The sequence below is a fragment of the Akkermansia muciniphila genome, from assembly GCF_002884975.1.
Taxonomy (GTDB): Bacteria; Verrucomicrobiota; Verrucomicrobiia; order Verrucomicrobiales; family Akkermansiaceae; genus Akkermansia; species Akkermansia muciniphila_C.
This window is the reverse complement of sequence record NZ_PJKB01000001.1, coordinates 777,622-793,857: the sequence shown is the minus strand read 5'-3', so window position 1 is coordinate 793,857 and position 16,236 is coordinate 777,622. Positions and strand designations below refer to the sequence as shown.

At 58.9% G+C, this 16,236-nt stretch carries 11 protein-coding genes and 1 tRNA gene; 7 read left to right on the top strand and 5 right to left on the bottom strand.

The window, feature by feature from the left end; genetic code table 11:
• Nucleotides 1–164: 164 nt before the first annotated feature.
• Nucleotides 165–2,315 carry a RecQ family ATP-dependent DNA helicase gene (locus CXU21_RS03275; RefSeq protein ID WP_102725039.1) on the top strand — a complete coding sequence of 717 codons (2,151 nt, stop codon included), beginning with the start codon at nucleotides 165–167 and terminating at the stop codon, nucleotides 2,313–2,315.
• 249 nt (nucleotides 2,316–2,564) lie between these two features.
• Nucleotides 2,565–2,657: transfer RNA gene (locus tag CXU21_RS03270), tRNA-Ser, on the top strand.
• Nucleotides 2,658–2,943: 286 nt separating this feature from the next.
• Here CXU21_RS03270 and sucD read toward each other — a convergent pair.
• The gene (gene sucD / locus CXU21_RS03265; RefSeq protein WP_022397860.1) at nucleotides 2,944–3,831 is read right to left on the bottom strand and encodes a succinate--CoA ligase subunit alpha; all 888 of its coding nucleotides are present in this window, start codon (nucleotides 3,829–3,831) and stop codon (nucleotides 2,944–2,946) included.
• Nucleotides 3,832–3,852: 21 nt separating this feature from the next.
• On the bottom strand, nucleotides 3,853–5,034 hold the full coding sequence (gene sucC, locus CXU21_RS03260; RefSeq protein ID WP_102725038.1) for an ADP-forming succinate--CoA ligase subunit beta: 1,182 nt from the start codon (nucleotides 5,032–5,034) through the stop codon (nucleotides 3,853–3,855).
• A 202-nt stretch (nucleotides 5,035–5,236) separates the two neighbouring features.
• On the opposite strand from sucC, the gene hisD reads away from it, so the two are divergent.
• The 5 genes from hisD (at nucleotide 5,237) to CXU21_RS03235 (ending at nucleotide 11,649) form a co-directional block, all read left to right on the top strand.
• Nucleotides 5,237–6,535, top strand: a complete 1,299-nt coding sequence (gene hisD, locus CXU21_RS03255) for a histidinol dehydrogenase (protein WP_102725037.1) — start codon at nucleotides 5,237–5,239, stop codon at nucleotides 6,533–6,535.
• Between the two features lie 26 nt (nucleotides 6,536–6,561).
• A complete protein-coding gene (locus tag CXU21_RS03250) occupies nucleotides 6,562–7,206 on the top strand; it encodes a TetR/AcrR family transcriptional regulator (protein WP_102713968.1) in 645 nt (214 codons plus the stop codon).
• Nucleotides 7,207–7,230: 24 nt separating this feature from the next.
• The gene (locus CXU21_RS03245) at nucleotides 7,231–8,127 is read left to right on the top strand and encodes a bile acid:sodium symporter family protein (RefSeq protein ID WP_102713967.1); all 897 of its coding nucleotides are present in this window, start codon (nucleotides 7,231–7,233) and stop codon (nucleotides 8,125–8,127) included.
• Between the two features lie 183 nt (nucleotides 8,128–8,310).
• Nucleotides 8,311–9,978, top strand: coding sequence for a tetratricopeptide repeat protein (locus tag CXU21_RS03240; protein ID WP_102725036.1), 1,668 nt, complete (start codon nucleotides 8,311–8,313; stop codon nucleotides 9,976–9,978).
• Between the two features lie 78 nt (nucleotides 9,979–10,056).
• Entirely contained in the window at nucleotides 10,057–11,649 is a 1,593-nt protein-coding gene (locus tag CXU21_RS03235; RefSeq protein WP_102725035.1) for a hypothetical protein, read from the top strand.
• A gap of 302 nt (nucleotides 11,650–11,951) precedes the next feature.
• On the opposite strand, the gene CXU21_RS12305 is transcribed toward CXU21_RS03235, so the two are convergent.
• The 3 genes from CXU21_RS12305 to CXU21_RS03215 all read right to left on the bottom strand — a co-directional run bounded on the left by CXU21_RS12305 (nucleotide 11,952) and on the right by CXU21_RS03215 (nucleotide 15,938).
• Nucleotides 11,952–12,266: a hypothetical protein gene (locus CXU21_RS12305; protein ID WP_102713961.1), complete on the bottom strand. Its 315-nt coding sequence runs from the start codon at nucleotides 12,264–12,266 to the stop codon at nucleotides 11,952–11,954.
• Nucleotides 12,267–12,407: 141 nt separating this feature from the next.
• A complete protein-coding gene (gene xseA / locus CXU21_RS03220) occupies nucleotides 12,408–13,772 on the bottom strand; it encodes an exodeoxyribonuclease VII large subunit (RefSeq protein WP_102713959.1) in 1,365 nt (454 codons plus the stop codon).
• Nucleotides 13,773–13,775: 3 nt separating this feature from the next.
• Entirely contained in the window at nucleotides 13,776–15,938 is a 2,163-nt protein-coding gene (locus CXU21_RS03215; protein WP_102725033.1) for an AMP-binding protein, read from the bottom strand.
• Between the last annotated feature and the right edge of the window lie 298 nt (nucleotides 15,939–16,236).

Genomic DNA, 16,236 nt, shown 5'->3' with positions numbered 1-16,236 from the left:
TCTTCGGGAAAGTCAAGATGTTTGTAAGATGATTTGAGAAAAAAATCTCATTTTTCCTTTTCACGGGAAAGGACTCTTTCAGGCACAGTCCGTTAACTCCGGGAGCCGGAAAAAGGGAAAGGCGTTGCGTCCCGGAATGGCCTGTGGCACACTGGACGGAGAAAATGAGTGGATTCAAGGTGATCAGATCGCCGATGGAGGCATTGAAGGAGCACTTCGGCTTTTCCGGCTTGAGGGAAGGGCAGGACCGCGTGGTTTCCTCCATCATGGAGGGCCGCAATGTACTGGTGGTGATGCCCACCGGCGGGGGCAAGTCCCTGTGTTACCAGCTTCCGGCCCTTTGCCGGGACGGAGTTTGCCTGGTGGTCAGCCCTTTGATCGCCCTGATGAAGGACCAGGTGGACGCCCTTGCCGCCAGGGGGATTCCCGCTACCATGATTAACAGCTCCCTGAGCTTCCCGGAACAGAAGGAACGCCTTGCCGGCATGAAGGAGGGAGTGTTCAAGCTGGTGTACGTGGCTCCGGAGCGTTTCGGCCATGAGGGATTCATGCGCGCTCTGGCGGAGGTGGACATCAATATGGTGGCCGTTGATGAGGCGCATTGCCTGAGCCAGTGGGGCCATGATTTCCGCCCGGATTACCTGAAACTGGGCCGGGCTATTGAAGCGATGGGACAACCCCAGGTGGCGGCCCTGACCGCCACGGCCACTCCCCGTGTGCGGGAGGATATTCTGGTGCATTTGAGGCTGGATGATCCGGTGACGATCGTACGCGGGTTTGCGCGGGAGAACCTGCATTTCCGCATTACGGCGTGCGATACGCACAAGGATAAGTACAAGAGGCTGTATGAGCTGGTAAAGCTCCATAAAACAGGGATTATTTACTGTTCCACCCGCAAGAAAGTGGAGCAGGTGCATGAGGCCCTTTCCGATCTTGGCCTGAACGTGACGGCCTACCACGCGGGCATGACGGATGCCCAGCGGGAAGAAGCCCAGAACGCGTTCATGAACCGCCATGCGGACATTGTCATTGCCACGAATGCGTTTGGCATGGGCATAGACCGTGCGGACGTCAGGTTTGTGGCCCATTTTGAGATTCCCGGCAGCGTGGAGGCTTATTATCAGGAAGCAGGCCGTGCGGGGCGCGACGGAGCTGATGCCTATTGCGAGCTTTTGTTCAACCACGCGGATTTGCGGACCCAGGAGTTTTTTATTGAAGGGGTGAACCCCGGCGTTCCGCTGATTGTGGAGTTGTATGAACTGCTGCGGAAGCATTGCAGTGCGGATTCCCATGATGTAGCGTGGTCCCTGGAGGAGATGGCGGAACGCCTTAAATGCCGGAATGCCATGCAGGTGGGGGCGGCCCTGTCCGTTCTCATGCGCAATGGGGTGATCAGCCGCCATGATGTTCCGGGACAGCGCGTAAAGCTTACCAGAGTGACGGACCCCTCCGTAAGCGGCTTGAAGATTCCTTTGGATGAACAGGCCCTGCGGGAAAAGGAAGTGAGGGACCGGGAAAAATTGAAGGCGGTGACGGAATTCGCTTATTCCACCGGCTGCCGCCAGCAGTGGATATTGAATTACTTCGGGGAGGAGGACAGCGCCCCCTGCGGCCGGTGTGACCAGTGCATGACGCTGGGTGTGGAGGAAGGCCAGTCCCTGGGTGAGGAGGAAAACAAGGTAGTGCGCCAGGCCTTAAGCGGAATTGCCCGCGCGTCCGTGCGCATGGGGGACGGCTCCTGGCAGGGAAGATGGGGGAAGACGAAGATCATCCAGATGCTCAAGGGGGCGAAGAATCAGGAGATTTTAAAAACTTCCCTAGCCCGGCTGAGTACGTATGGCATCCTTTCCCGGTGGAGCGAGGACGACATCCGCCAGTTGTTCCGCGCCATGCAGATGGCAGGCCTGACCAGAATGAGCGGAGAAGCGGACCGCCCCCTGGTTACTCTGAGCCCGAAAGGTAATGAAGTGATGATGGGGCGGAAGGATGCTTCCATGATTTGGCCTTTTGCCCGCAGAGGAAAAGCTTCTGCCCCTTCAGAACAGACCAGGGTGCGCTCCACGGGGGATTTGACGGCCCTGGGCGAGTTTGATGAAGACTTGTTTTTGAAATTGAAGGAGCTGAGGAATGAACTGGCCCGTGAAGCGGGGATTCCGGCTTATGCCGTATTCCACAATTCCACCCTGGAAGGGTTGGCGCGTCTGAAACCCACCACCCGCCGGGGCGCCATGAATGTCCACGGTATCGGGGAGCAGAAGGCCGCGAAGTATCTGGATGATTTTCTGGAGGTGATTGCTGAACATTGCGAAGTTTAAAAAGGTTTTCTGAACCGCCTGCTTCGTGTCTATACTGCCTTGTGGGGGAATGATGGCCCTTGTTTTCCTCTGGTCTGGCCGTTGCTTGAAGCCGGACGGAAATTCCAGGGGAGGATTGAATTAAAATCCAGTGAGTAAAAGTAACCGGCCTGCCAATATACCTGCCCGGAGTAATTCCTGCCTGTACTATTTATGTATTGACTTCATTTTGGGAAGTGTGTAATTTCTTTTCCACACATTACCCAAGACGGAGCGGTGGCTGAGAGGCTGAAAGCACTCCTTTGCTAAAGGAACGTACTGGCAAAACCGGTACCGAGGGTTCGAATCCCTCCCGCTCCGCCAAAATCTTTCATTTTTTGAGAGCCTGCACTTCAATGCTGCGGGCTCTTTTGTTTCTTCGGTTGTGCATTTTTGAGTGGTGAAGCCAGCAAATTCCGCATGGGAAGGGAGGTTTTGAATTGATGTTTTATGATTATCTGTGATTTTTTAGGATTAGGCCTAAGTAGTGAGAATGACCCAGTTGTAGTTGGAGCAAATCTGCGTTATGGAATTAACTCCATGGTTCCATGAAAAAAAGCGCCTTCCGGTGAGGGAAGGCGCCTGAAAGCGAATTGATGAAGAAGGGGGCTTACATGCCTTTGTTTTTCATGGCTTCCGCCAGGGCGGCGCCCATCTGGGCGGGCGTCTTGGCGACCACGATGCCGGCTTCCTTCAGGGCTTCCTGCTTGGCGGCGGCGGTGCCTTTGCCTCCGGCCACGATGGCGCCTGCGTGGCCCATGCGGCGTCCCTTGGGAGCTGTGGCGCCTGCGATGAACGCGGCGACGGGCTTTTTGCAGTTGTTCTTGATCCATTCAGCGGCTTCTTCCTCTTCGGAACCGCCGATTTCACCGATCATGATGAAGGCGTCCGTGTTGGGGTCTTCCGTGAAGAATTGAACGGCCTGCTGCTGGGTCATGCCGTGGACGGGGTCGCCGCCGATGCCGATGCACATGCTCTGGCCAAGGCCCATGTTGGTAACCTGCCAGACGGCTTCATAGGTGAGCGTGCCGGAACGGGAGACGATGCCGATTCTGCCGGGCTTGAAGATGTAGGCCGGCATGATGCCGATCTTGCAGTTGGCGGCGGGGTTGACGATGCCGGGGCAGTTCGGACCGATGAGGGTCACGTCCTTGTCCTTCAGGAAGGCTTTCACCTTCTGCATGTCCTGCACCGGGATGCCTTCCGTGATGCAGACGATGAGCTTCACGCCCGCGTCTGCGGCTTCCATGATGGCGTCCGCGGCGAAGGGCGGCGGCACAAAGATCATGGAGGCATTGCAGTCCGTGGCTTTTTTGGCTTCCGCCACGGTGTCGAAGACGGGGACCTTGCCTTCAAAGAGCTGGCCGCCCTTGCCGGGGGTCACGCCGGCGACCACGTTGGTGCCGAAGTCCATGCAGTTTTTGGCGTGGAATGCCCCGGCGCTGCCGGTGATGCCTTGCACGACCAGACGGGTGTTTTTGTCAATGAGAGATGTCATTGTCGTAATAAATGGTGAGGGTTATTTGACTGCTGCAACCGCCTTCTGAGCGGCTTCGTCCAGGTTGTCGGCAGGGATGATGGCAATGCCGCTGTCTGCGAGGATTTTCTTGCCGATTTCCACGTTGGTGCCTTCCAGGCGGACGACGAGCGGGATTTTCATGTCGATGTTTTTCGCCGCGGCTACAATGCCCTGGGCGATGACGTCGCAGCGCATGATGCCGCCGAAGATGTTGACCAGAAGTGCCTTTACATTCTTGTCGCTGGTGAGGATGCGGAACGCGTTGGTTACCATTTCCTCCGTGGCGGAGCCGCCCACGTCCAGGAAGTTGGCGGGTTCGCCGCCGTAGTACTTGATGATGTCCATCGTGGCCATGGCCAGCCCGGCGCCGTTTACCATGCAACCGATGTTGCCGTCCAGGCCGATGTAGTTCAGGTCATATTTGCCGGCTTCCACTTCACGGGGGTCTTCTTCCGTTTCATCCCGCATTTCCATGATTTCCGGGTGGCGGTACAGGGCATTGTCGTCAAAGTTGAATTTGGCGTCCAGGGCGCACACGCGGTCGTCCGTGGTGACCACGAGGGGGTTGATTTCCACCAGGGAGCAGTCCAGCGTGGTGAAAAGCTTGTATACGTTGGTGATGAGCTTGGTGGCCTGGCGGAGCAGGGGGCCGGTCAGGCCCAGGGCCACGGCGATCTTGAGCGCCTGGAAGGGGAGGATGCCCAGGGCCGGGTCAATGTGTTCGCGGATGATGGCTTCTGGACGGGTGGCGGCCACTTCTTCAATGTCCATGCCGCCTTCCGTACTGGCTACGATGACGGGGCATTCACGGGCGCGGTCCTGGAGAATGGCGAAGTAGCATTCCTTTTTCAGGTCCACGGCTTCCGCCACCATGATCTTGCTGACCAGCTTGCCGGTTTCCCCGGTTTGCTTGGTGACCAGAACCTGGTTGAGCATCTTGCCGGCCACATCTTCCACTTCCTCCACGGTGTCAACGACGTGCACGCCGCCCTTGAAGCCGTTTTTGAAGGTGCCTTTGCCACGGCCGCCAGCGTGTACCTGTGCCTTAACTACGTATTGGGAGAGGCCCATGTTCCGGGCTATTTGTGCTGCTTCCTGGGCGGTAGCGGCGGCAATGCCCTTGGGGGTAGCCACGCCAAAGCGCTCAAAGAGTTGTTTTGCTTGATATTCGTGAATGTTCATGACAGTGGGCCGTTCGGCCAAATGTTTGCGAAAGAAAGGCTATGCCTGTTTTTTGTGCCGGTCAAGGGAGAATGGTTTGGTCTTTTGATTTTTTGTCCGGGAGATTCATGGAGTGCCTTTGGAAATCAAAGAGGACAGAAGGCTTGACTGCGTGCTTAAAGATTGTGAAACTTCCTTCTCATTTTTCCGTATTATATCTTTTATGAAAATTTACCGTCCTTCCGACACCTGTTTTGACGAGATGAAGAGCCGGATGAACCGCCGCGCTCTCCCGGAGGATTCCGTAAGGGATACCGTGAACGCTATTATCCAGGACGTTTCCGCGCGCGGGGACGAGGCCCTTTTTGATTACGCCGCCAGGTTTGACAAGGTGCATCTGGACTCTTCCTCCCTGTTCGTGACGGAAGAAGAGCTGGCGGAGGCGGAAGCCGCGGTGGAGGATTCCGTGAAAGAGGCCATTGCCGCCTCCCTGGCCAACATCCATTATTTTTCAGACCGCAGCCGCAGGCAGGACTGGTCCGGCGTGAACGCCCAGGGGGTGGAGGTGGCGGAACGCTTCCTTCCGTATGACCGCGTGGGCATTTATATTCCCGGCGGGAAGGCTCCCCTGGTGTCCACGTCCATCATGACGGGCGGTTTTGCCCAGGCCGCCGGCGTGCGGGAGATTGTGGCCGCCACGCCCTGCGGTCCGGACGGGCGGGTGAATCCCGCTCTTTTATATGCATTGAAGGCTTCCGGCGCTACGGAGATTATTAAAATAGGCGGAGCCCAGGCGGTTGCCGCCCTTGCCCTGGGGACGGATAGCGTGAAGCCGGTGGAAAAGATTTTCGGCCCCGGCAACCGTTTTGTGGTGGAGGCCAAGCGCCAGCTGGTGGGGGCCGTCGCCATTGACCTGCTGCCCGGCCCCAGTGAAGTAATGGTGCTGGCGGATGAAACCGCTGACGCGGAATTTCTGGCCGCCGACCTTCTGGCGCAGGGGGAACACGGCCCGGACAGCGTGGTGGTGTTTGTCACCACGTCGGAAACGCTGCTGGAACAGGTGGAGGCGGAGGTGGAGCGCCAGGCCGCCCTGCTGAGCCGCGGCTCCATTATACGGGAAGTGCTGGACAAGCACGCTTACGGTTTCCTGGTTTCTTCCATCCAGGAGGGGGTGGACCTGGTGAACGCCTTTGCCCCGGAGCACCTGGTGCTCGTCACGCGGGATGAAGACGCCGTGCTGGACGGCATCCGCACGGCGGGTGCCATTTACGCCGGCGCTCTCTCCACGGTAGCCTGCGGGGATTTCCTGGCAGGGCCCAGCCATACGCTGCCCACGGGAGGGGCCGGCAAGTCCTTTTCCGGCCTGCGGGCGGACCAGTTCCAGCGGCGCACCAGCGTGGTGCGGATGAACCGGGATTCCGTGCTCAAGTCCGCCCCGTATGTGGCGGAGTTCGCCAGGGTGGAGGGGCTGGATGCCCACAACCACTCCCTCCAGGTCCGCGCCGCGCGCGTTGACCGGTAATTCAAACTCCCCCCAACTACTCCCCCATGAAACAACAGCAAGGAACCAAGGAACGATTGCTGGACGCGGCGGAATGCCTGTTTGCCGAGCACGGCTATACGGGCACTTCCATGCGCATGATTTCCCAGCAGGCGTCCGTCAACATCGCCTCCGCCAATTATTATTTTGGCGGCAAGGAGGGCCTCTGGAAGGCGGTCATGATGAAGTATGCGCCGCAGGCGCGGGATTTCCGGATTTCCATGATGAATGAGGCCATGGAGAAAGGCACGGTGCAGGCGCTGGCCCATGCCTACGTTTACCCTTCCTTCCACGGCCTCCTGCATGTGAAGCTGGAAGACCTGGGCAATTTTCCCCATTACCTGCGCCTGCTGGGCATCTGCCATGTGCAGACTCCGGAGATAGCGGTGGAGTATATCAAGGAGGTGTATTCCCCCATCCGCCGCCGTCTGCATGACTGCATCCGCACCATGTTTCCGGACGCTTCCACGTACCAGGTTTTCTGGACGGTGCTGGCCATTGAAAGCATCATGATCGGCCTGCTGACCCGTTTGCGGATGATTATGGAGCTGATGGAGAACAACCGGGTTCCCAAGGGCAGCGTGCAGGATTTGTTTGAGCTGATTGTCCGGCAGGTGGACGGGCTGATCCATTTGTGCGGGAAGCCTTCATAACCGTTTTACTGCCGCCCGTACCCCATGTTCAAATCCCTCATCCGCACGTTTGCCATTGTGGCGGCCTTTATTGCGGGATACCTGATGCCCGGCCTGCACGTCTATAGCTGGACGTTCAAGTGGATGCTGATCGTGATGCTGTTTGTGACGTTTCTGGGCATCCGCTTCAAGCGGATGAAGCCGGAGCGGACACACTGGCTTCTGGTGGGGGCCAACCTGCTCGTGGCCCTGGCGGCCTGGGGCGTATGCCGCCTCATCTTCGGGAACGGTTATCTGGCGGAGGCAGCCTTCTTCGTAGGCATCATGCCCACGGCCACGGCGGCTCCGGTAGTGATGGGGCTGCTGGGCGGCAGCGTGGAGTTTATGCTGACCGCCCTCCTGCTGGCCAATGGCATCATCTGCGCCCTGCTGCCCTTCATCCTGCCGGCGGTTGTGGGGCAGGGGGGCTTTGAGATTTATCTGAACGTGGCAGGGAATATTTCCCTGGTGATGCTTCTTCCGCTGGCGCTGGCGCTGGCGGCGCGGCGTTTTTATCCGCGGGCCATTGCATGGCCGCGGAAGCTGAAGGATGTTACCTTCGGCATCTGGGTGGTGATTCTGGTGCTGATCGCGGCGAACGCCTCTTATGATATTTCTTCCCGTGACGGCATTTCGGAACGCGTGCTGGAGCAGATCGGCGCGGTTTCCCTGCTGATCTGCGGGATCAACTTCGGGCTGGGGCATTTGCTGGGGGGCCGTACGCGCGCCGCGGAGGGCAGCCAGGCCCTGGGGCAGAAGAACACCACGCTGTCCATCTATCTGGCGCTGACGTATGCCAGCCCCATTGCCGCGCTGGGCCCCACGTTTTACGTGCTGTGGCATAATTTATGGAATGCCTGGCAGTTGTACCAGGCGTCCGAACGGAAGCGCAGGAATGGCTGACGGGAATTGCCGCGGCGTTTCCCGGAAGAGGGGCCCGGGGAGCGGCTGCCCCGCTTGTTCCCGATGGCTGACAGGGAAACGGTTGACGGCGGTTTTCCTGCTGCCTTCATGAAGGGCGCGGGAGTTCCTTCCATGCAAAAAGCTTGAAATTCAGAGCGCTCCCGGTAACGTTATGCACTTGTTATGCAGGCCTCTTCTCCTTTGAAACCCCTGTCTCCGCGCACCAAGTGGCTGATTGCCCTCTGTTTGTGCGTGCTCGTGATGCTGCTGGAGTTCCTGACGTACCACATGGCGTACCGCATCGGCCATGATGAAGGAATGCTGACCACCCCGCTGGTGGTGGTGCAGAAGAGTGATGAAAAGGCCATGCAGAATTTATCCCGCTTCATGGCGGACGTGTTTGCTTCCCGTGAAAGCCTGGCGGGCATTCTGGACAACCGGGATGAACGTCTGGCGTGGATCAGGGATCCGGAATTGCGCACGGAGACGGCCTGGGGCCTCACCCGTGAACTGATCGGCCGGGACGGCGTGGACCGCGCGCTGCCTACGGCCAGGGAATTGATTGACACCGGATACGCCGCGGGGCGCTACCGGACATGGGCGCCCCGTGCGGATGCCGTGGCGCAGGCCCTTCTGTCAGTGCACCGGTATTCTCCGGCCTATGATTATTTGAAAACGGCTGTGGAGGGGTATGAAAAGGAGGGAATGGCCGCGGAACTGGTGAAGGCCCTCCAGACCATGAGTTCCATTGACCAGATGCTTAACAGGAATGATGAGGCGAACACCCTGCTGCAGCGCGCCGTGGATGCCGCCGCCCATCTGGGGCCGGACGCTCTTCCGGTCAGGTCCAGGCTTCTGGCCGCCCAGGGCAGGCTGGCCCGCACCACGGGGCGCATTCCGGAATCGCGCGCATATTTCAAGAAAGCCCTGGCCCTGTGCCCCCAGCCGGACAAGACGACCGGCGACCTGGCCCTGGCGAGCATCAGCATGGGAGAGGCCATGCTGGAAGCCGGCAGGAAGGAGGAGGCGCGGGAATTGTTTTTAAAGGGACTTTCCGGTTCGGAAAACGCCTCCTACCTGCTGAATGACTGCCTCAACGCCCTGCGTGGTCTGGCGCGCATTTCCACGGAACAGGGGAATTATGAGGAAGCACTGGCTTATCTTTACCAGGCGGAAGGCGCTGCCCGCGGCGTGCTGCCGGCGGACCATGCATTCTGGGCCGGGCTGTATGACCAGAGGGGGTGGGTCAACATCATGCGCAAGGCCGCTCCGGAGGCCCGTTCCGATTTCCAGAAAGCCATCAGCAACAGCGCATCTTCCCCCGTCATTTCCGCCCAGTCCCGGGAAGGGCTGGGCAAGGCGTGGCTGGATGCCGGAGAGGGGGACAAGGCCAGGGAAAACCTGAAAAAGGCCATTGAGCTCCGGGAATCCCATTTTTCCTCTGACGCCCTGTCCCTGGGCCGCGTTTATTATTCACTGGGCCTTGCCAGCGATATGTCCGGGGACCGGGAAAGCGCCCTGCACGCCTATGCCGGAGCGGTGGATTCCCTGTTGAAATGCGGAGAAGGGCCGGAGCGCAAGAGCCTGCTGGTCCAGTCCTATTTATGCAAGGCATATGCCCTGTGCGACGGGGAGCAGTGGAAAGAAGCCGTGGAAGCCTTTGAAGCGGTGCTCCCCATGCTGGAAGGGGAACAGCGGTCGGAAAATTACAAGCAGCTGGGCCGTTGCTATGATGAGTTGGGCATGAAAGAGAAAGGGGATGCCTGCTGGAAGGAATCCGGCTTTCCCCGCGTGCGCATGGAGTCTCCGGGACGGAGGCCGTCCGGAAGCTCCAGATCTTCCCGGCGTTAAGCTTTCACTAGTCCCCGTAAGACGTTGGGAGGTGTTTATTTTGCTTGATTTGTGCCGTCTTTTTGGCTCAATGCCTGCATGAGTTCCGAGCGCCATTTTTCCAACAAACCCTACCGTCCCTCACGCAAAAAAAAGTCTTACTGGAAGCCCGTTCTCTTTCTGGTGGTGCTGGGGGGGCTCTGGTTCGGATACATCCAGTACTGGCCCACGATTGAAGGTTGGTTCAAGCCGACCATTCATGAGGTGCACAGCCAGACCCAGGCCATGGGGCACCTGCAGGGCATGCTGGCCTCCTGGAACGGCTCTGATGCGGAGCTGGCGCAGCTGGCCGCCTCCGTGGACAAGCAGGTGGAATGGATGAACTCCCCGGAAGCGAGGGATTCCTTTACGTGGCTGCTGGCGGTGGAAATGGACAGGCGCGGCATGCTGAAGGAGTCTGAACCCATGCTGGCGTCCCTGCTGGAAAAGAAGCTGGCTGATTCCGCCTCCATGACGGCTGAGGACAGGGGACGCCTTTTGGGCGTGAGCCTGAACTGGGCACGGGAATTTGCCGCCCGCAAGCATGACGCCACGGCGGAAAAGCTTTATGAGGTGATCCTGAAGAATACGCCGGAGGACCAGGTTTCCATCCGTCTGGCGTGCCTGGAACCACTGGCCCATTACGCGTATGACCAAGCCAAATTTGAGCGTTTTTCCTCCTTGTGCCAGCAGGCCGTTTCTCCCGTGATGAGGAGCAGGCTGAAGAATCCGGAGGATGTAAAGAGCATGGTGAAGATACTTCTGCTGCAGGATACCCTGCCGGACAAGGCCACGGGACAGCCCGGTACCACGGGGAGCGCCATCGCCCGGGAACTGCTCACCAAATTCCGGCTTACCGCCAGCCCGGATATGGGACGCATCATCCTGAATGAGCTGAATATGCCGCTTAATGCGCGCCGTAAGTATTCCCAGGCGGAGCTGAAAGCCATGGCAGACCAGCTGGAAGCCGCCTTGATCTGCTTCCGGGCCGCGGAAACGGAGATGGACTGCACGCCGGAAACCATGCTGGCCCTGGCGAAGGTCAGGATGCAGATGGGGGATTTAAAGGAGGCCGGCCGCCTGCTTTCCCGTGCGGAAGGTGCTGCCATGACGCTGGGCGTGGATGCGCCGCGCATTCTCAGCGGCTCCAGCCTGAGCCAGGACATTGCCGCCCTGCGTTCCCAGCTTGAGAAATACGGCCAGGCGGAGGCCCTGGTGAAACGCGCTTATGAGGATGTGAACGTTGCCGCGGCTTTCCTGAAGGCGCGGGATTATGACCAGGCTATGAAATATCTGGACCAGGCCATGAAGGTGGCCCGTGAAAATACTGCGTTTGTCCAGGCCCTTCAGCCTGTCATCCTGAACCTTCAGGCGGAGATAAGCGCCGGCAGGGAGCAGTGGGCTCTCTCGGAAGCGCAGTATGGAAAGCTGGTTGAAGAGTGGGACGCGCTGAACGCGGAAGACCTGGCCAAACTCCAGAACAATCTGGCCTCCATCCAGTCGCAGGAGCTTTACAATAAAATCCACCGGAACTGGGCGGATGTGTGCCTCAAGCAGAACAGGACCACGGAAGCGCGCAGGGTACTGGCAAAAATAGGGGAAACTCCGGCTGAAGAACCGGAAAAGCCAGCCTCCCGCCGCCGCCGCAGGTAATATCCCCCTGGAGGGGAATCTTCAGAGAGAAGGATGGGCATTCCGGCATGTGGTGCGGAAGATGTCCAACCCTGTAATGACGTTCCGGCGGCAGGCATTTCCGGATTCCTCCGCCGCAGAACAAGGGAAAAGGCTCCTGCGGCTGACGCCTCCGTTTTTTCTCTGCGGCAGGTCCACCCGCCGGGCGCAGGGACGGGTATTGCTAACGGAACGGAGGCATACGCCACACGTTACCGGATGTAATATTTCCGGTATAATTCAGAAAAGGCATTGAAGCCGGGAAACAACCCCCATGGATTTCCCTAACCGCGGACTTTGGCTTTTTGAAGAGTCCTCTTGCCGTGGATCATCTTTTCCCGGCGGTCCGCTGCGGACTGCCGACGTGAACGCACTGTATATTTTGCGAAAATTTGGCTAACCGTAAGGTTGCCCTGCTCAAAAAGGTTGAAAATGTTATCTCTCACTCTCATCGCTTCCTGAAGCGCCGCGTCAGCGCCCCCGTACTGGGAATCGGAGAAATAACGAGTGAACAAACGCTTGTTCTTACAGATAGCCAACCGATAGCCCTGGAAGGCTGTTGTTTCGTAAGTGTAACGGGTGATGTTTTTACAAGGCATATGTACAGAAGTTATGGGACCGGGTAATAGGAGCAGTGACAGGCTTCTATTAGGATAGGTCTCACTTCCTGCAAAATCCAGAAAAAACACAATTTGTTAGATTGAGTGCAAAGAATGCGATGCTAGGTGCTTGTGGACAGTTTATTGTGATGTGTCATCCTTGACAAAAAAATAACCGTCGGAGACACGGACTTTCAATTTTTCTCCGGGCTGGACCTGGCTCGTTTGGCGAATCAACTGTTTTTGCCGGTTCTCCACCAGAGCATATCCCCGGCGCAGCGTTTGCTCCGGGCTGTGGGCATCCACCCTTGCTTGAAGAAGAGCCAGTTGTGAAGCAAATTCAGCCATGCGGGCAGCGGCGGCATGGGACAATCCCGCCTGGAGGGAGTCCAGGAGCTGCACGCGTTCCCGGTTGCGGTGCGCCGGATGGCGCATTTGCAGCCGATGTTCCAGCTGGTTGATATGAAGGGTGTTCTGGAAGATGCGCGTGGCGGAGGAATTCAGCAGGGTCTCCTCCATGTCGTCCAGGCGCTGGGCGTAGGGGGAAAGCAGGGAATCCGCATCCAGCAGCTTTCCGCGCAGGTAAACATCCAGTTTCAGCTTGGAACGCAACAGGGAATGCCGTGCGGTGGCATGCAGCGCCTGCTCCATTCTGGACAGTTTCCGGAGCCATTCGGGGCCATCCGGAGTAGCCAGTTCCGCCGCTGCGGTGGGAGTGGGCGCGCGCAGGTCCGCCACAAAATCCGCAATGGTGAAATCCGTATCGTGCCCCACGGCGGAAATCACGGGAACGGTGCATTCGTAAATCGCCCGGGCTACCGTTTCCTCATTGAAATTCCACAGGTCTTCAATGGAGCCGCCGCCGCGGCCCACAATAAGCACGTCCACGGCGGGGAGGCCGTTAAGGGGTGCCTGGGACCAGGCGCGGACCGCTGCGGCTATCTCATGCTCCGCTCCGGCCCCCTGCACGCGCACGGGCAGCAGATAGGCCTTCACCCACGGGGCGCGGCGCTCCAGCACATGGCGTATATCCTGGATGACGGCTCCGGTGGGGGAGGTAATGATGCCGATGGCGCGCGGGAAGGCGGGGATGCCTTTTTTACGCTCTGCGTCAAACAGCCCCTCACGCTGGAGTTTTTCCTTCAATTCCAGAAAACGGGCCTGCAAATCTCCCTGTCCGGCCGCCTTTACCTGCCTGATAACCAGTTGAAGCTGCCCCCTGTCCGGATACACGGTAGCGCTCCCCAGCACATGGACCTTCATTCCTTCCTGAAGCCGCACGGGGCATTTGGACGCCGCCGCCTTGAAAAAGGCGCAGAATATTTCCGCTCCCTGTTCCTTCAGGGTGAAGTAAACATGGCCGCTGGTGTGGTGCTTTACGTTGCTGAGTTCCCCCACCACCCACTGGGTGCCCACGGCAATGCTTACCGTATCCCTCAGGCGGTAAACAAGCTGTTTGACCGTGATGGGCCTGGGGGCTGCGGGCGTTTCCTCCGGGAATTCCATAAACTACGGTTCAAAGGGGATGTTCAGCGCTTCATAAGCCAGCATCCTGCATTGCTTGATATCCAGCTTGCCGGACGGCAGCACCGGAATGTGCTCCACGGGAATGATCTCCTTGGGGCACCACAGGGCCGGAAGCCCCTGGTCAATCAGGCCGTGCCTGATCAGGGTGCGCGCCTGGTGCACGTAATCCGTCACCAGGGTGGTGAGCAGGGCCACGGCTTCCCCCTTTACGGGGTCCGGAATGGTGACGACGGCTATGCGCCGTTCCTCGTCCGCCGGGTCCAGGTTCCAGATGTTCATGATGGCGGCCTCCAGCGCTTCATGGGGCACCATCTCCCCGCCAATTTTGGAAAAACGGGAAATGCGGCCTTCAATTTTCAGGAAGCCGAATTCGTCCGCGGAGCCTATGTCCCCGGTTTTCAGCCATCCGTCCACGAAAATGTCCCGGTCCGCTTCAGGCCCCCCCAGGTAGCCGGGGAAAATATTCGGCCCCTTCAGCCAGATCATGCCGGACGTGGTGACGGGCACCACGCGGCCCGTGTGCGGGCTGGTGATGCGGATGGCTATGCCGGGGAGCAGAGCGCCTACGGAGCCCTTCTTCATGCCGGGAATGAAGTCTCCGGCGGCATTGGACGGGGCGGGGTCAATGAAATTGACGGAACAGACCGGAGAGGCTTCCGTCAGGCCGTAGCCTTCACACGGAATGGTGCCGAATTTTTCCCGGAAGGCGGCGGAAAGGTCGTCCGGCAGCTTTTCCGCGCCCACGATCAGGTAGCGCACGGTCTTGAAGGTATCCGGTTCGCAGCGTTTCATGAAGCCGCGCAGGAAGGTGGGCGTGGTGACCACCAGGCTGATGCCGTACTGCTTGATGAGGGCGCCCAGGCGCTTGGCTTCCAGCGGGGAGGGGTAGGTGACCATGTCGTACCCGCCGATCATGGGATACCACAGACCGATGGTGATGCCGAAGCAGTGGAACACGGGCAGGCTCCCCAGGAACCTGCTTTGCGGTGCGAGGGTGATGCGGGAAGAGCACTGGGAGATGTTGGAGAGCAGGTTGTGGTGGGTCAGCGGCACGCCCTTGGGTTCTCCGGAGGAGCCGGAAGTGAACATCAGCACGGCTTCATCCGCGCCCGTGGGCGCATCCAGCCCCAGCTTTTTAATCATGAACCCCGCCGTCAGGAATTTGATGGCCAGGCCCCAGCGTTTGGCGGACCCCTTGAGCAGGGGAATCTCCCGCTCCATGAAGATCAGGTCCCGCTGGGGGGGCCAGGGGAAGTTCTGGAGCTTGCGCATGAAGGTGTCAGCCGTGATGAACCAGTCCACGCCGGATTGCTTCACGGAGCTGGCAAAGGCCCCTTCCGAGGCGGAATAATTGAAATTCACCGGCGTTTTTCCGGCGAACAGGCACCCCAGGTTGGCAATGGCCGCGCCTTTGCCGGGCGGCAGGATGATGCCCACCCGGCGGTTGGAGGTGATCTTTTTCAGCCGCTTGGCAAAGGCCACGGAGATGGCCAGTAGCTGGCCGTAGGTCAGCGTGGTATCGTCAATGCCGTCAATCACCCGGCAGTCCGAATGCTGCTTGAGGCTGCGGAACAGCAGGGCGGACAGGGAGCCGTGAAGCTGGGGCAGCGTGGCGTAAGCCTGGGCGGAGCATTCCAGCCAGGCGGAGGTCAGGCGCGCCGCCATTTCCGCGCCGGGGGCCAGCTTGGGAAGGATATGTATCTGGATATCCGCCTGGACGTCCGTATCCGCCTCCGCATCCAGCACGGAGCTGGTGTAAAAGCCCACGCATACCGGTACGGGGGAAATATGGAGCGCTTCCAGGGCCTTGATCACCCGCGGAGGAATCTGGCTGATGGAGCCTTTGATGTGCGCCACGGGGCCGGGAAGGAAAACCACGCGCCTCCCTGCATTAATGCGTTCCATGATGGCGGCACGCAGGGCGATGGGATCGCTGGAGCCAGCCTGGAACAGGATGCCGTCCGCCCTGGTGGATTCCAGATGGGCGGCGATGGATGGGTCCGGGGGCAGGCCTTCTTCCACCAGGTAGGTGATGCGATCCCTGCCCAGTTCCTTTTCGAGCATAAGCAGGGTTTTGAGGGAAGCCTTGTTGAAAATCAGCAGGTCGCCGGAGTCGGATAGATTGGAGGAACCGAAGATGGCCATGAGAAAAATAGGTGGGGAAACTCGCTCTGTTTATAATAGCAATTTGAGGTGCGGAGGGCAAGTAGGAAAGGCGCCTTCATTCCGGTTCCCGGCAACCATGAATAACGGCAAAATACAGCCGCGGCGGAAGCATGTTTTTTATGGGAAGGATATTGTTTTTCATGGAACGTGCCGGAGGGCTTTCCGGGAACCCCGGAAGCGGCTCCTGCCGCAGAACTGTCCGGACCAGTCAGTTGGAGCTCCCTGCCACCTCTGGAAAAGCCGGGATGATGGAAGGGGGAAAGAACCTGATGCCGGA

Bases quoted from the DNA above. Each gene is read 5' to 3' on its own strand.
- CXU21_RS03250 (WP_102713968.1), top strand. From the start codon at position 6,562: ATGAAACAACAGCAAGGAACCAAGGAACGATTGCTGGACGCGGCGGAA.
- CXU21_RS03215 (WP_102725033.1), bottom strand. From the start codon at position 15,938: ATGGCCATCTTCGGTTCCTCCAATCTATCCGACTCCGGCGACCTGCTG.
- CXU21_RS12305 (WP_102713961.1), bottom strand. From the start codon at position 12,266: ATGCCTTGTAAAAACATCACCCGTTACACTTACGAAACAACAGCCTTC.
- CXU21_RS03245 (WP_102713967.1), top strand. From the start codon at position 7,231: ATGTTCAAATCCCTCATCCGCACGTTTGCCATTGTGGCGGCCTTTATT.
- CXU21_RS03240 (WP_102725036.1), top strand. From the start codon at position 8,311: ATGCAGGCCTCTTCTCCTTTGAAACCCCTGTCTCCGCGCACCAAGTGG.
- sucD (WP_022397860.1), bottom strand. From the start codon at position 3,831: ATGACATCTCTCATTGACAAAAACACCCGTCTGGTCGTGCAAGGCATC.
- CXU21_RS03275 (WP_102725039.1), top strand. From the start codon at position 165: ATGAGTGGATTCAAGGTGATCAGATCGCCGATGGAGGCATTGAAGGAG.
- sucC (WP_102725038.1), bottom strand. From the start codon at position 5,034: ATGAACATTCACGAATATCAAGCAAAACAACTCTTTGAGCGCTTTGGC.
- CXU21_RS03235 (WP_102725035.1), top strand. From the start codon at position 10,057: ATGAGTTCCGAGCGCCATTTTTCCAACAAACCCTACCGTCCCTCACGC.
- xseA (WP_102713959.1), bottom strand. From the start codon at position 13,772: ATGGAATTCCCGGAGGAAACGCCCGCAGCCCCCAGGCCCATCACGGTC.
- hisD (WP_102725037.1), top strand. From the start codon at position 5,237: ATGAAAATTTACCGTCCTTCCGACACCTGTTTTGACGAGATGAAGAGC.